At 44.7% G+C, this 14,645-nt stretch carries 14 protein-coding genes, 1 tRNA gene and 1 riboswitch; of the genes, 5 read left to right on the forward strand and 10 right to left on the reverse strand.

Features of this window, described 5'->3' with window-relative positions; translation table 11 throughout:
* Window positions 1–74 precede the first annotated feature (74 nt).
* From OKIT_RS08155 to OKIT_RS08170, 4 genes are all read left to right on the forward strand, one after another.
* Window positions 75–1,373 (forward strand): NCS2 family permease, encoded by a 1,299-nt coding sequence (locus OKIT_RS08155; RefSeq protein ID WP_007746829.1) that lies wholly within the window; start codon window positions 75–77, stop codon window positions 1,371–1,373.
* 134 nt (window positions 1,374–1,507) lie between these two features.
* Complete coding sequence (locus tag OKIT_RS08160; protein ID WP_007746830.1) at window positions 1,508–2,467, forward strand: thymidylate synthase; 960 nt, start codon at window positions 1,508–1,510, stop codon at window positions 2,465–2,467.
* Window positions 2,468–2,491: 24 nt separating this feature from the next.
* Window positions 2,492–2,563: transfer RNA gene (locus OKIT_RS08165), tRNA-Gly, on the forward strand.
* A 30-nt stretch (window positions 2,564–2,593) separates the two neighbouring features.
* The gene (locus tag OKIT_RS08170; RefSeq protein WP_007746831.1) at window positions 2,594–3,475 is read left to right on the forward strand and encodes a YitT family protein; all 882 of its coding nucleotides are present in this window, start codon (window positions 2,594–2,596) and stop codon (window positions 3,473–3,475) included.
* On the opposite strand, the gene OKIT_RS08175 is transcribed toward OKIT_RS08170, so the two are convergent.
* The 9 genes from OKIT_RS08175 to lysA all read right to left on the reverse strand — a co-directional run bounded on the left by OKIT_RS08175 (window position 3,458) and on the right by lysA (window position 12,378).
* Entirely contained in the window at window positions 3,458–4,006 is a 549-nt protein-coding gene (locus OKIT_RS08175) for a 5-formyltetrahydrofolate cyclo-ligase (RefSeq protein WP_007746836.1), read from the reverse strand. The genes OKIT_RS08170 and OKIT_RS08175 overlap by 18 nt on opposite strands.
* A gap of 5 nt (window positions 4,007–4,011) precedes the next feature.
* Entirely contained in the window at window positions 4,012–5,256 is a 1,245-nt protein-coding gene (gene glyA / locus OKIT_RS08180) for a serine hydroxymethyltransferase (protein WP_007746837.1), read from the reverse strand.
* Window positions 5,257–5,325: 69 nt separating this feature from the next.
* Window positions 5,326–6,510, reverse strand: coding sequence for an aminotransferase class I/II-fold pyridoxal phosphate-dependent enzyme (locus tag OKIT_RS08185; RefSeq protein WP_007746838.1), 1,185 nt, complete (start codon window positions 6,508–6,510; stop codon window positions 5,326–5,328).
* Window positions 6,510–7,610, reverse strand: coding sequence for an aspartate-semialdehyde dehydrogenase (locus OKIT_RS08190; protein WP_007746839.1), 1,101 nt, complete (start codon window positions 7,608–7,610; stop codon window positions 6,510–6,512). The genes OKIT_RS08185 and OKIT_RS08190 overlap by 1 nt, the downstream gene beginning before the upstream one ends.
* Complete coding sequence (gene dapB / locus OKIT_RS08195; protein ID WP_007746840.1) at window positions 7,611–8,381, reverse strand: 4-hydroxy-tetrahydrodipicolinate reductase; 771 nt, start codon at window positions 8,379–8,381, stop codon at window positions 7,611–7,613.
* Complete coding sequence (gene dapA / locus OKIT_RS08200) at window positions 8,378–9,256, reverse strand: 4-hydroxy-tetrahydrodipicolinate synthase (RefSeq protein WP_007746841.1); 879 nt, start codon at window positions 9,254–9,256, stop codon at window positions 8,378–8,380. The genes dapB and dapA overlap by 4 nt, the downstream gene beginning before the upstream one ends.
* Window positions 9,253–10,401, reverse strand: a complete 1,149-nt coding sequence (locus OKIT_RS08205) for an N-acetyldiaminopimelate deacetylase (protein WP_007746842.1) — start codon at window positions 10,399–10,401, stop codon at window positions 9,253–9,255. The genes dapA and OKIT_RS08205 overlap by 4 nt, the downstream gene beginning before the upstream one ends.
* The gene (gene dapD, locus OKIT_RS08210; protein ID WP_007746843.1) at window positions 10,401–11,102 is read right to left on the reverse strand and encodes a 2,3,4,5-tetrahydropyridine-2,6-dicarboxylate N-acetyltransferase; all 702 of its coding nucleotides are present in this window, start codon (window positions 11,100–11,102) and stop codon (window positions 10,401–10,403) included. The genes OKIT_RS08205 and dapD overlap by 1 nt, the downstream gene beginning before the upstream one ends.
* A complete protein-coding gene (gene lysA / locus OKIT_RS08215; RefSeq protein ID WP_007746847.1) occupies window positions 11,095–12,378 on the reverse strand; it encodes a diaminopimelate decarboxylase in 1,284 nt (427 codons plus the stop codon). Before lysA ends, dapD begins: the two co-directional genes overlap by 8 nt.
* Window positions 12,379–12,433: 55 nt before the next feature.
* A riboswitch (Lysine riboswitch) is annotated at window positions 12,434–12,607 on the reverse strand.
* Window positions 12,608–12,727: 120 nt separating this feature from the next.
* Between lysA and rpmF the strand changes: the two genes are divergently transcribed.
* Complete coding sequence (rpmF, locus tag OKIT_RS08220; protein WP_007746851.1) at window positions 12,728–12,910, forward strand: 50S ribosomal protein L32; 183 nt, start codon at window positions 12,728–12,730, stop codon at window positions 12,908–12,910.
* Window positions 12,911–12,983: 73 nt separating this feature from the next.
* Here the strand turns inward: rpmF and OKIT_RS08225 are convergent, their stop codons facing one another.
* The gene (locus OKIT_RS08225; RefSeq protein ID WP_007746852.1) at window positions 12,984–14,645 is read right to left on the reverse strand and encodes a formate--tetrahydrofolate ligase; all 1,662 of its coding nucleotides are present in this window, start codon (window positions 14,643–14,645) and stop codon (window positions 12,984–12,986) included.

Below are 14,645 nucleotides of genomic sequence, written 5' to 3' on the forward strand. Positions count from 1 at the left end.
TTCCTTCTTGAATGTGAATAAATTAATTTAAATGTTCGTGTTTTCATGATTAATAATCTCCTCGTGGAGGAAAAATGGATCAATATTTCGAACTAAAAAAGAACAATACGACAATTGGTCGGGAATTCGTTGCCGGACTGACCACTTTCGTATCGATGGCCTATATTCTTTTTGTGAATCCGAGTGTGCTCGGTGCTGCTGGAATGAATAAAGGCGCCGTCTTTGTTGCGACTGGCCTGATTACTGCCATCGCAACTATTTTTATGGGGGTTGTGGCCAAGTATCCCTTCGCCATTGCACCAGGTTTGGGCATCAACGCTTTCTTTGCCTATTCAGTTGTTATTGGTATGAAGGTGCCATGGCAGACAGCTTTGGCCGCTGTGTTTATCGCTGGTATTTTGTTTTTTATTCTCACGATTTTCAAAATTCGTGAAATCGTCATCAATTCAATTCCAAAAGATTTAAAAGCCGCAATTGCAGCCGGAATCGGATTGTTTATTACTTTTATCGGATTTGAGGATGGCGGTATTGTCGCTGCATCCAAAGATACGATGGTCACTTTGGGAAACTTCGGTACCCCAACGACTCTGTTAACCATTTTTGGAATCATCTTGACTTTTATCTTGTATGCACGCCACGTACCGGCTGCCATCTTCCTTGGCATGATCGGTACAACGATTGTCGGCATGCTGACAGGCTTGATTGGGCTGCCAACGGGGGTTATTTCCGCAGCACCATCACTTGCACCGACCTTTGGAAGAGCACTTGTTCATTTGGGAGATATTAATACACCTCAATTGTGGGTCGCTGTGTTTACCTTCCTATTGGTTACTTTCTTTGATACAGCCGGAACTTTGGTTGGCTTGGCCAAAAATGCCGGTTTTCTAAATGAAAAAGGTGAAATCCCGCGTGTCGGCGAAGCTCTGATGTCTGATTCTGTCGGCATGCTGATTGCGCCTGTCCTTGGAACATCACCAACATCAGCCTACATTGAGTCATCTGCTGGTATTGCCGTTGGCGGCCGTACAGGTCTAACAGCTATTTTTACCGGCATTTTGTTCCTGTTTTCACTGATTTTCAGTCCTTTGCTTTCGATCGTAACTTCTCAGGTAACCGCACCAGCCTTGATTTTGGTTGGTGTCTTGATGGCTTCCAACCTGGCTGATATCGACTGGAAAGATTTCCCAGTTGCTGCTTCAGCTTTGCTTGTCGCAATCGGAATGCCTTTGACTTACAGTATCTCTGACGGTATCGCATTCGGTTTTGTGACATACCCGATTTTGATGCTCCTGACTGGCCAAGGCAAAAAAGTAACGCCTGTTATGTACGCTCTTGGAATTATCTTCATTGCCTTTTTGATTCTTGTCAGATAAAAATCTGATAACGTTAAATTGTTAAAAGTTCGTCAATAGATGGACTTTTTTTGTTTTTCCAATCATCGGGTCCATGTCATTGTTGATTTCCGAACTAACTTGCGAAAGTTTCAGAAAATTATTAACATAAATGCATGAGCCAAAACGAAGCGCAATACCTCAATCTCGCTAAAAAAATTCTCACAGAAGGCCATGAAAAAATGGACCGGACCAAGACAGGCACGCGGTCTTTATTCGGCGCTCAGATGCGTTTTGACTTGAATGAAGGTTTTCCTTTATTGACAACTAAAAAAGTCTTTTTCGGCTTGATTAAATCAGAACTATTATGGTTTTTACGCGGAGATAATAATATCCGCTTTCTGCTGCAGCACCATAACCACATCTGGGACGAATGGCCCTTTAAAAAATGGGTCCAAAGCAGCGACTACACGGGTCCGGACATGACAGATTTTGGTCTTAGGGCTCAAAATGACCCTATTTTTGCCGCACAATATAACGAACAAAAACAAATTTTCACAGATCGCATTCTCAATGACGATGCTTTCAACCAAAAATTCGGAAACATCGGTGATGTATACGGCAAACTCTGGCGCAGCTGGCCTGATAACCAAGATGACGGCGTTGTTGACCAAATTAGCCGTTTGATGAGTGAGATCAAAAACAACCCCAATTCTCGACGCCTGATCCTGACAGCCTGGAACCCCGAAACAACACCATTTGCAGCTCTGCCATCCTGTCACGTTCTTAGCCAATTTTATGTCGCAGATGGCAAACTAAGCCTGCAGATGTATCAACGGTCCGGTGATTTCTTCCTCGGCGTTCCCTTTAACATTGCCAGCTATTCCCTGCTGCTTTCTATGGTCGCAGCACAAACCGGCCTGCAAGTGGGCGAATTTATCCACACAATCGGTGATGCGCATATTTACAGCAATCACATTGAACAAATCAGCGAGCAGCTTACCCGGCCAATGCATGAGCTGCCAACCTTGAAATTAAATCCGCAGGTCAAATCAATTTTTGATTATCACATGGCCGACATTAAAATCGAAAATTATATTCATGAAGATCCAATCAAAGCTCCGGTAGCAGTTTGATATAATAGTCAGCGGAGCTTTTTTGCGAACATAGTTCAGTGGTAGAACGCCACCTTCCCAAGGTGGAGGTCACGGGTCCGATCCCCGCTGTTCGCTTTATCGGTTAGGCTTATTTATACTGGATACATGACCTCATCTTTGAAACAAATTAAGGCGCTGAACCTGCTCGCCTATACAGTCGGTTGTGCTTTTTATGCGCTCTCGCTGATTTATGTCAACATTCCCAATCGTTTGGCTGAAGGCGGCGTCACCGGTGTGACATTAATATTTCGAGCGCTTTTCTCGATTGATCCAGCGATTACGAACATTCTCTTTAATTTACCAATTCTGGTTATTGGCTATCTGAAATTAGGCAAACGGCAGATTATCTCAACCCTTTACTGCATTTTGATGTTGTCCTTTTGGCTCTGGCTGTTTCAGCGATACCCGATCACGATTAATTTAAACCACGATCCGCTCATTTCGGCTCTGCTCGCTGGACTCCTGATCGGCTTAGGTTTGGGCCTTGTTTTTCGTTTTGGTGCTACGACTGGCGGATCCGATGTAATTGCTCGTATTATTGAGCAGAAATTCGGCGTGACAATGGGAAAATCCTTATTTGCCATTGATGCCATCGTTCTGGCAATGTCGTTGATTTACCTGGATTTAACGCAAATGATGTACACGCTGATCATGTCATTCGTTTCGGCTAATGTGATTAACTTTATTCAGGACGGCGGTTATTCAGCTCGAGAATTCTTGATCTTTTCAAAATACCCAACCGAAATCGCTGAACGAATTATGTCAGAATTAGAGCGCGGCAGCACCTATATCAGTATCGAAGGCGGATATAAAAAAACAGCCACTAAGGCTGTTTACGTGGTTGTGGATCCCTCAGAAGTGCGTCAGGTCAAGGAAATTATTAATGAAATTGATGCAAAAGCCTTCGTATCGATTCGTGTGGTCACTGAACAAGTTGGTGAAGGATTTACCTTCCTAAGAAAAAAGCGCTCAATTTTCGGGCGCTAAAACTTGTTGAACTCTGACGTCCAGCTTATCAGTCGGGATAGCTGCTAGTAACTGATCATTTAAAGCCAAAGAAAGCGTTTTTCCGCTATAGTCCGACAAGTAACGGTCATAGTAACCGGCCCCAAATCCCAAGCGTTTACCAGTCTTTGTGAAGGCCAAACCCGGTACGATCATGAGATCAATATCATTCTTTGGAAAAGCTGCGGCCCCCTCTGGTTCGGAAATTGACATTTTGCCCTTGATGATTTTTGTTGTTTCTGTAAATTCAACAAAGATCATTTTTTTGTCAACGATTTTTGGTACAAAAACATGTTTATCCAATTCCCAAGCCTGCTGAATGATCGGACGCGTGGATAATTCGAGCGGAAGACTCAAGGTAATCGCGACACGATCGCTCGACTGCCAATCAAGATTTTCAAAAAGCTGGCGATATAAAGACAGAGATTGTTCTTTTTTTTCCGCGGGATCAATTGCTGCTAAACGTGTTTTTTGCTGATCGCGCAATGCTTGTTTGTCATCTATTATTGTCATGGCATTCAGAAAGGATCCGAATCGAAAGGAAATTTGTCCATGAAGTCGAAAACTTCCTGCTTGATTTGAGCCAAAGCTGCTGTATCACCGGCATGATGAATGGCACGCATAATAAACTGCTCGATTTGCAGCATATCCGCTTCCTTCATACCCTTGGTAGTCATTGCTGGCGTACCAATCCGGACACCAGAAGTAACAAATGGCGACAGCTTCTCATTAGGCAGTGCTTCTCGATTCAACGTAATCGAAACTGAATCTAATAATTCCTGCGCTTTTTTACCAGTCAGGCCAGTCTTAGTCAGATCCAAAGTGAACATATGATTATCCGTACCGCCTGAAACAACACGTATATCATCTTCCTTAGAAAACGCATCAGCCATTGCCTTGGCATTCTTAATAATCTGGGCCGAATAAGTCTTGAATTCCGGCTGCAAATCTTCATAAAAAGCAGCTGCCTTAGCTGCGACAACGTGATCCAGGGGGCCGCCTTGAGAACCAGGGAAGACAGCTGAATTAATTTTCCTTGCATACTTCTCATCAGCCAAAATCATGCCGCCTCGAGGACCGCGTAATGTCTTATGCGTCGTGGTAGTAATGACATCTGCCAAACCGACAGGGCTAGGATGCAGGCCAGCTGCGATCAGGCCAGCAATATGGGCAATATCAACCATCAAATAGGCACCGACTTCATCGGCAATATCGCGAAAAGCCTGAAAATCAATCGTCCGCGAATAAGCTGAAGCACCAGCAATAATCAATTTCGGCTGGAATTCTTTAGCTTGTTTTAAGATAGTATCGTAATCCAGCAATTCAGTTTCTGGATTGACTTTATATGATTCGGCTTGATAAAGTTTGCCTGAAAAACTCACACTGGCACCGTGTGTCAAGTGGCCGCCAGAATCCAAATTCATGCCGAGAATCTTATCTCCCGGATGCAGAAAGGCCATGTAGGCCTCAAAATTAGCAGTCGAACCTGAATGCGGCTGAACATTAGCATAAGAAATACCAAAGAGTTCCTTAGCACGTTCGATTGCCAGGTTCTCAGCAATATCGATGTACTCATTGCCGCCATAATAGCGTTTGCCAGGATACCCTTCGGAATACTTATTCGTCAGAACGCTCCCTTGCGCCTGACGGACTGCTTTAGAAACAAAATTTTCAGAAGCAACCAACTCGATATTGTGCTTCTGCCTCTCTTCTTCGCCTAATACGGCTTTTGATAACTCAGGATCTAAAAAATTTTTTGCCATCTGTACTCCTCAAAACTTTTTTCAGTCTAACATGCTTAAAATTATCGTGTCACTAATTGGTTAAGAAAACTAACAAGGGCTTTTAGCCAAATATTTTTGCAATCGTGCCAAAGCTTCTTTTAAATTGTTTTCTGAAGCCGCATAGCTCAAACGCAGGTAGCCTTCGCCGCCAGGACCGAAACAAGAACCGGGAATCAAGCCAACCAAAGCTTTATGCGCTAATTCACGCGCAAAAGCCACATCATCTTGATTTTGGTCAGCTGGAATTTTAAGAAAAAGATAAAAAGCACCATCTGGGGCTGCAACATCAAAGCCTAATTTTTTAAATTCAGGAATTAAATAGTCACGCCGCTGCTGATATTCGGCGCGCATCTGTTCGGTGACAGCATCACCTTCGTTCAATGCTGCTGTCGCACCTGCCATAGCAGGATTAGAAACGGCCGTAATCGCAAATTGATGAATCTTCACGATTTCTGAAATCAGTTCTTTGGGAGCTGCAACAAAGCCGATTCGGTCACCGGTCATCGCATGCGATTTAGAAACACCATTTAATACAACCGTCTGTTCAGGCAGAATGGTGCCAATTGAAATATGCGGGCTGACATAATTCAATGTCGAGTAGATTTCATCTGAAACAACCAGCAAATTCGTTTTCGCGATTACATCGGCAAGCTGCTGCAGCTGCTCACGGGAATAGTCGACACCAGTCGGGTTGTTGGGATAAGTCAGCACAATCGCACGGGCATTAGGATGCTGAGCGATTGTTTCCTGCAAACGTTGTGGTGTCAGGACAAAATCAGTATCGTTTGTCGGGATATAAACCATTTTTGTATGGTTGACATGTGCCAGCTGCTCATAAAGCGGATAGGCTGGTGACGGTACCAGCAGCTCATCCCCTTCTTTTAAAATCGTCGATAAAGTAGCAAAAATCGCTTCAGTTGATCCAACGGTTGTCAAAATCTCCGTATCCGGATCAAAATCCAACTGATAGTTCCGCTTCAAGAAGTTGGCGGCTGCCTGACGGAATTCTTCCGAGCCTCGTGCAGTCGAATAATGCGAATGGTTTTTCTCGATAGAATCCACCATTGCCTTTTTAACCAATTCCGGCGCATTAAAATCCGGTTCTCCCAAAGTCAAACGCAGCAGGCCGTCAATCTGACGAAATTCCGTGTCGATAGCACGAATCTGGTTCACTTTGATGTTTCTAATATCTGGACGGACGTTTTCAATCAATCCTTTTTTTAATTCTGGCATCAGTTCTCCTTAAATAATTCATATGAAGCTTTAGGATCATCCACATGAAGCAAATCTCTTTTAACTAACTCTTCGGCAATCTGTACAGCGTTCCAAGCAGCGCCCTTCAGCAGGTTATCAGACACGACCCACATCCAGTAACTGCCAGGATTTTCATTGTCGGCACGAACTCGGCCAACAAAAGTCTCTCGTTTGCCGGCGGCATTAATCGGCTGGGGATAAAGCTGTTGTGACGGATCATCTTGTAAAACAAGGCCAGCACCATCTGCAATTGCTTTTTGAATCTCTGAAACAGAAGCTTCAGCTCCATCAGCTACCTGAAAGTAAACTGATTCGCCATGGCTGACCGGTACCGGAACACGCACACTGGTTGCGGTCACCTTAATTTTATCGGAATTCATATCGTCAAAGAAAATTTTCTTTGTTTCATGAATCATTTTCCACTCTTCATGCGTATAACCGTCATCCTCAAAAACATCAATCTGTGGAAGCAAGTTAAAGGCTAGCGGGTAATGTTTGGCTGCTGACTTGACTGGCAGAATATTCGCCTGCATCTCTTTTTTGTCCAGATAGTCGGCGGCCTCTTTCTCCAATTCATTCCATCCGGATTGGCCAGCGCCGGATGCTGCCTGATAAGTGGAAACAATTACCTTATCAACTCCAAACTTATCAAAGACAGGCTTTAAAGCCACCACCATTTGAATTGTTGAACAATTCGGATCCGAAACAATCCCTTTGTGGTAACTCAGTGCTTGTGGATTTACCTCAGGGACAACCAATGGCACAGATGGATTCATGCGAAAATAGGACGTATTGTCAACACAGACCGCTCCGCGTTTAACAGCTTCTGGCAAAAAATGCTTGGAAACTGAACCACCAGCAGAAGACAGAACTAAATCAATGCCTTCAAAAGATTCAGGCTTGGCTTCTTCAACTATGTATGTCTGTCCTCGAAAAGTCTGCTTTTGGCCAGCTGACCGTGAAGTTGCCAACAGCTTCAACGATTTAACTGGAATATTCGATAATGCCAGCTGTTCTCTCATACGGTTGCCGACAGCGCCCGTAGCGCCTAAAATTGCAACATTATATTCTTTTGCCATTTATTTTAACCCCATCATTTTATCCAAACCGACTAGCAAAGTTGTTTGCTGATCGGCGTTTTTAATTGCTAATTGTACGCCTGACATAAAGGATTTGCGATCCAAGCTATTTTGTGCAATCGACAAAGTTTCATAGTCATTAGCGAAATTAACTGATTGGTAGGCAACGTAACCTGCCTGACGTTTGGAAATAATTTGAATGCCGTCAACCAAATTGCTTTGTGATTGACCATCTAGGCGGCGATCGTCAGGCTTGGCTGTCGCTGCGCCTGCTTGAGCGAGTATCGCAGCTGTCATTTTAGCCGTGCCGCTGGGGGCATCGACTTTGTCCGGATGATGAATTTCTTCAATGCTGGCATTGGACATAAATTTCGCTGCCAAGCCGGAAAAATACATCATCAAGACAGCTGAAATACTGAAATTCGGCGCAATAATACCGCCGGTCTTTGCCTTTAATGCTGCCTGCTGGAGCGTTTGGATTTGATCATCAGTCAATCCGCTCGTACCAATAATCGGATGGATGTGATGTTCAATTGCCCAAGCAGCGTTTTGAAACACGGTTTCCGGCCGTGTCACATCCAGCCACACATCATAATCGCCTTGGATTTCATCTAATTTGTAAAAGATTTTTGTCTCGGCAGGAAAGGCTGATTGCGCCGACGGATGGTGCAGTAAAACGGCCGACAGCTGCCAATCATCGTGTTTTGCGATTACCTGTTGAATGGCCTGACCCATTTTTCCTGCCGCACCGGCTAATAGAATGGTTTTCATGCCTGCAGTACCTGCATAATTTCATCAGTCTGCGCTGTAGTTAAAGGTACAATCGGTAAACGCGGCTTACCCACATGGATACCCATCCGCTCATAGACGGCTTTGACTGGCGATGGCGACGGATGACTGAATAAAGCTTTGACTCTTGGATTGATATAACGGAAATCAGCTGCTGCTTGTTTCATATCACCGCGGTCAACCGCTGCAAACATATCAACGAACTGCTTTGCATAAAAATGCGAGACAACTGAAATTGTCCCAGCACCGCCCAGCACGTAATTTAACAGTGCCTGACCGTCCTCGCCCGTAAAAATCAGAAAATCTTTCGGTGCGTGTTCGATTAATTCCGACATATCATAGTCAGAATTGCACTGTTTGACTGCGATAATATTCGGATTCTTGGCTAGTGTCAGCAAAGAGTCGACAGTTAGGCCGGAAATGCTGCGGCCGGGAATATTGTAAATAATCACAGGCAGAAGACTGGCATCAGCAACGGCTGTAAAATGAGCAATCATACCATCCTGATCAGGTTTGTTGTAATAAGGCGTCACGACCAAAGCGGCATCGATTCCCTTAATCTGCCCGACTTCCTGCGTAAACTTGATTGTCTCGGCCGTATTATTTGATCCCGTCCCGACAATTACCTTGGCTCGTCCGGCGACAAAGTCGACAGTTTTTTTAAATAACGCAATCTTTTCATCATGTGTCAGTGTTGGTGCTTCGCCAGTCGTCCCTGAAACGACAAAGCCTTGCACGCCATCGGCCAATTGCGAATCAATCAATTTCTTATAAACTGAAAAATCAATTTCATTCTCCTTATTAAAAGGCGTGATAATCGCGGTCAATAATTTTGTATCTGCTAAAATATTCGTCATTTTTCCATTCTTGCTGTCAGAAAACCAGTGATAGCTGTAATCCCCTTTTCAATAGCTGATTCATCCGGTGTTAAATGATCGGAATGCAGTGTATGCTTTGGATCGTTCACACCTAGCCAGCACATCGTCCCTTTGAACTGGTTGGACAAAAAACCAAAATCTTCTGCGATCATTGCTGGCTCGACAATTTTAAAGTCAACGTCATCAGCGTGTTCCATATAATTAATAAAAAAACTGCTGCTTGCTTCATCGTTGACGACAGGCATATAGCCGCCCTGTCGAAAATTGATTTTCAATTCCTGGCCAAAAGCGTCAGCAACCCCTTGTGCGATCATGCGAATATGTTTTGTCATAACCTCCATGCCCTGCTGCGTGAAGCTGCGGATAGTTCCTTCGATGTCAGTCTGTCCAGCAATAATATTCATCGCTTGGCCGGCATTGAATTTGCCAATCGTGACCACGCCGCCTTCAATTGGATCGATATTACGGGAAACGACCGTCTGGACACTGGTAACGAAATTAGCCGCTGCCACAATTGAATCATTGGCTTTTTGCGGATAAGCTGCATGACCGGACTTGCCGATAAAACTGATCCGTAATTCATTAGATCCGGCAAACAGTGTCCCTTGACGGCTGCCGATTTGACCGGCTGGCAATTGTGGATTCACATGTAAAGCATAAAATTCATCCGGCTTATAATCACCCTGAAAACCGCCGGCATCAAAGAAACGTTTACCGCCGAATTCATTTTCTTCAGCCGGTTGGAAGAAAATCAAGAGATTATCAAGCGGCTGATGTTCAGCAAAATAAGACAGAATCCCAAGAGCAACCGTCATGTGAAAATCATGGCCGCAAGCATGCATCACGCCATCGTTTTGACTGGCAAAGGGCAGCCCCGTCGCCTCTTTAATCGGCAAAGCGTCAATGTCAGTCCGCCAGCCCAGAGTCCGCTTGGGATTAGATCCTGCGATACGGACAAGTATTGCAGTCGGCACTTCCGGAATCGTCTTGATTGAGAGATGGTCCTGAGGCAAACGGGCAATTTGTTTTAATAAGAAATCATGCGTATGAAATTCCTGCATGCCGATTTCCGGATTCTGATGCAAATGACGGCGAATCTGAATTAACTCCTCTTCACTTAACATCAAAGCCGCCTCAAAGCATCGACCAGTGCAGTCTTTTGCTCAGTCTTGGCATCAATCTCTTTAATCACACGCGCAGGCACGCCTGCGACGACTGTATGAGCGGCAACATCTTTAATCACAACTGCGCCAGCACCGACAACGGCCCCTTCGCCAATTTGCACACCTTCGATGACAACGGCATTGGCTCCGATCAGGACATTATCAGCAACACGGACAGGCTGAGCTGATGCTGGTTCAACAACACCGGCCAAGACGGTGCCAGCTCCGATATGGCAATGTTTGCCGACAATAGCACGGCCGCCAAGCACTGCACCCATATCAATCATGCTGCCCTCACCGATTTCAGCACCGATATTAATCACGGCACCCATCATAATCACAGCATGATCACCAATTTTCACCTGGTCGCGAATAAAGGTGCCAGGTTCGATACGGGCATTGATATTTTTCTTGTCCAGCATTGGAACGCCTGTATTGCGGCCATCGTTTTCTACAACATAATTCTGAGGATCCAAGGCAGACAGCAGCGGTTTGATATCCTGCCAATCACCAAACAGCAAACCAAATCCATCGCCGGCAAATTGCTTGACATCCTTAGGCAGTTTGCCAGTCAGCTCACCTTTATAAGTCACTTTAACCGGTGTCTTTTTCGGTGCGTTCGCTATAAAACTAATAATTTTTTCTGCATCTAATTCAGTCATTTCCTACCTCGTAATCTAAATCCAAATGAGTAATGTCAGCCATGCTTTCGCGCTTGACCACCAGCTTTGCCTGGCCATTTTCGGCAAAAACAACGGCCGGGCGCGGGTTGCGGTTATAGTTGGATGCCATGGAATAGCCATAGGCACCAGTTGCCAGAATTGCCAGCAAATCACCAGGCTTGGTCTTAGGCAGCTTCTGCTGCCAAACGAGAACATCACCGGACTCGCAATATTTACCCGCAATCCGTACAACTTGTTCGCTGGGCAGGTCTGCCTGATCAGCTAATAAAGCTTCATATTCAGCTTGATAAAGAGCCGGGCGGATATTGTCACCCATGCCGCCATCAACTGATAAATAAGAACGAATGCCGGGAATATCTTTGCGGCCGCCGATTGTGTATAAAGAATAACCGGCTGGGCCAACAATTGAACGGCCAGGCTCGATCCAAATCTCCGGCAGCTGGATGTTATAGGCCTTTGCCGCCTGCTTGACTGACTGACAGATCAGATGAATAAAGTCAGAATTGGGAATTGGGTCATCTTTTTCGTTATATTTAATGCCAAAACCGCCGCCTAAATCGATGATATCAGGCTGAAAATGCCAATCACTGGCTGTTTTGACCAATAAATCAGCCAATTTCGAATAACCATTTGTCTCAAATATCTGTGAACCAATATGGGCGTGCAGACCGCGAAGATGCAGGTGCGGCGAAGCCATAATCAGATCAAAAGCCTGCTTAGCCTGACCGGAAATCAAATCAAAACCAAACTTGCTATCCTGCTGGCCCGTCGAAATAAATTCATGTGTGTGTGCTGAAATACCAGGGCTGATTCGCATGAGGACATCTTGCATCTGATTTTTAGCACTGAGAATTTCTTCTAATAATTCGATCTCATGGAAATTATCGACAATCACAGTTCCGATATGATGATCAATGGCAGTCGACAGCTCATCGAAAGACTTGTTATTGCCATTAAAAGCCACCTTTTGCAAGGGGAAACCGGCTTTCATGACAGTGGCTAACTCACCGCCAGAAACCACGTCACAGTGGATTTTTTCAGCCGCCAGCACATCATACATGGCGACGACCGAAAAAGCTTTACTAGCGTAGCTGATTTCATAGGCAACATTTTCGGCTTGAAAGGCTTCTTTCATTTCGCGAATGGTTTTTCGGATCTGACCGACATCATAGACATACAAGGGTGTTTGAAAACGTTTGGCGATCTCGCTTGCGGGTAAACCGCCGATATAAAGTTGATTATTTTGAATTTGCATAATAAAAACCTCCGTTTGCTAAACTAAACAAACGAAGGCTTACGCTGAGTCGTTTGTCCGTCCTAGCACTCCACATTACTGTGACAATCCGTGGCCTATTGAGCCGCGTCTCAATCATGCAGTGCCCGCTAACGCTGATGACTTCGGCAAAGTCCCTTTTCATTATCCGATCCCTAGCGGGGAATTTCCCGGAAAACTACTCGTGTCCTCTGCAACCTCTATTACGGATGATAGGTTAAGTGTATCATAAGAATAAAAGCGCGGAAAGTTATTCCTGAGATTGATTAGAGCTTGACTTTCGTGTGTTTTTTTGGGAAACTAAGATAGTTATTCAGTAAAGGAGCACTTCATGGCTGTTATCTCAAATAAAAATTCTAAGTCACATAAGCGCAACCGCCGCGGCCACATCGCTTTGGAAATTCCTAATATCGTTTTAGATAAGACGACTGGCGAATACACAGTAGCACACCGTGTATCACCAAAGGGACTTTACAAGGGCCGCCAAGTGATTGCTGCAGCAAAACAAAAGTGATTTTATAACAACCCTATCGGGTTGTTTTTTGTACAAAAAAGAGCTTGCCTTTTTGAGACAAGCTCTTTTTTAATTAACTTAGGCCTGTAATTTGGCCATTTTCATCAACATCGATTTTTTCAGCCGCTGGTACTTTGCCCAGACCCGGCATCATCAGGACTTTCCCGGCCATGGCCACAACGAATCCTGCACCAATTTTCGGAATAAAACGGCGAATATGAATCGTAAATCCGCTTGGTGCACCATGAATTTTACTGTCATCAGTCAAACTGTTAGGTGTCTTAGCAATCACGACTGGCAATTTGTCCCAGCCGTTAGCCTTCAATTCAGCTAAATCAGAGACAGCACGGTCAGACAATTCATAATTCTTGCCGCCATAAATCTTTTCGATAATCGTCGTCATCTTGTCTTCAATGGTGTCGTCAGCGTGATATAAAGGCATAAAGAAATGATGATTATCAGCCGCAGCTATGACGGTTTTGGCTAATTCCAGCGAGCCTTCAAAACCATCGACAAAGCTTGTGGCAATTTCCATTTTCAAACCTTTTTCATTCTCGACAAAATTCTTAACAGCTCGGATCTCTTCCATGTCGTCGCTGGCAAATTTATTTAATGCCACCACAACCGGCTTGCCATAACGTGTCATTGCATTCAAATGACGATCCAAATTAGCCATTCCCTTTTTAACTGCTGCGACATCTTTTTGCCCAAGGTCTGCCAAAGCGACCCCGGCATGGAACTTCAAAGCTTTAATCGTCGCAACTAGTACAACAGCATCGGGTTCTTTGCCCAACACAGGTACTTTTACATCCATGAACTTTTCGCCGCCCAGATCAGAACCGAAACCAGCCTCGGTCACAGCGTAATCAGCTAGTTTCAAAGCCGTATCCGTGGCAATCACGGAATTGGTTCCTTGAGCAATGTTAGCAAATGGTCCGCCATGAATGATAAAGGGCGAATGTTCCAAAGACTGGACTAAATTCGGATTAATCGCGTCTTTTAAGACAGCTGTCAGTGCACCAGCAACTTTCAAATCAGCCACAGTCACAGGTTCTCCTTTAACATTTAAAGCAACAACAATCCGGCCCAGGCGCTTCTTCAAATCAGAAAGATTCTTGGACAGCGTCAAAATCGCCATTATCTCAGAACTAGCCGTAATATCAAAACCGGAATCTCGCTCAGGGCCGTTAATTCTACCTTTGCCCAAGGTGACTTGGCGTAAAGCACGGTCGTTCATATCCAACACTCGGCGCCAAAAAATATTATCCGGATCAATCTGCAAAGCATTGCCTTGATGCAAATGATTATCCAAAACTGCCGCCAGCAAATTGTGGGCTGCAGAGACAGCGTGAATATCTCCGGTAAAGTGTAAATTAATATCATCCATTGGAATAACTTGGGCAAAACCACCGCCGGTTGCACCACCCTTTAAACCAAAAACAGGTCCCATTGAAGGTTCACGCAATGCTCCGATTGCGGATTTTCCTAAACGATTAATCGCATCAACAAGGCCAATCGTGACAGTGGTTTTTCCTTCCCCAGCAGGTGTCGGGTTGATTGACGTAACGAGGATCAATTTGCCTTGGCGGGGTGCATTTGCAAGGCTGGCAGCATCGATTTTCGCTTTGTCGTGACCGTAAGGGATCAGCTGTTTTTCAGATAAACCAATTTGCTGAGCAATTTCTGTGATCGGCAATTCCGTGGTATCATGAGCTATTTCAATATCTGACTTCAT

This window comes from Oenococcus kitaharae DSM 17330 (genome assembly GCF_000241055.1).
Taxonomy (GTDB): domain Bacteria; phylum Bacillota; class Bacilli; order Lactobacillales; family Lactobacillaceae; genus Oenococcus; species Oenococcus kitaharae.

Coding starts and splice junctions, on each gene's coding strand:
- OKIT_RS08190 (WP_007746839.1), bottom strand. CDS start 7,610: ATGGCAAAAGAATATAATGTTGCAATTTTAGGCGCTACGGGCGCTGTC.
- rpmF (WP_007746851.1), top strand. CDS start 12,728: ATGGCTGTTATCTCAAATAAAAATTCTAAGTCACATAAGCGCAACCGC.
- glyA (WP_007746837.1), bottom strand. CDS start 5,256: ATGGCAAAAAATTTTTTAGATCCTGAGTTATCAAAAGCCGTATTAGGC.
- OKIT_RS08185 (WP_007746838.1), bottom strand. CDS start 6,510: ATGCCAGAATTAAAAAAAGGATTGATTGAAAACGTCCGTCCAGATATT.
- OKIT_RS08170 (WP_007746831.1), top strand. CDS start 2,594: ATGACCTCATCTTTGAAACAAATTAAGGCGCTGAACCTGCTCGCCTAT.
- dapD (WP_007746843.1), bottom strand. CDS start 11,102: ATGACTGAATTAGATGCAGAAAAAATTATTAGTTTTATAGCGAACGCA.
- lysA (WP_007746847.1), bottom strand. CDS start 12,378: ATGCAAATTCAAAATAATCAACTTTATATCGGCGGTTTACCCGCAAGC.
- dapB (WP_007746840.1), bottom strand. CDS start 8,381: ATGAAAACCATTCTATTAGCCGGTGCGGCAGGAAAAATGGGTCAGGCC.
- OKIT_RS08155 (WP_007746829.1), top strand. CDS start 75: ATGGATCAATATTTCGAACTAAAAAAGAACAATACGACAATTGGTCGG.
- OKIT_RS08175 (WP_007746836.1), bottom strand. CDS start 4,006: ATGACAATAATAGATGACAAACAAGCATTGCGCGATCAGCAAAAAACA.
- dapA (WP_007746841.1), bottom strand. CDS start 9,256: ATGACGAATATTTTAGCAGATACAAAATTATTGACCGCGATTATCACG.
- OKIT_RS08225 (WP_007746852.1), bottom strand. CDS start 14,645: ATGAAGTCAGATATTGAAATAGCTCATGATACCACGGAATTGCCGATC.
- OKIT_RS08160 (WP_007746830.1), top strand. CDS start 1,508: ATGAGCCAAAACGAAGCGCAATACCTCAATCTCGCTAAAAAAATTCTC.
- OKIT_RS08205 (WP_007746842.1), bottom strand. CDS start 10,401: ATGTTAAGTGAAGAGGAGTTAATTCAGATTCGCCGTCATTTGCATCAG.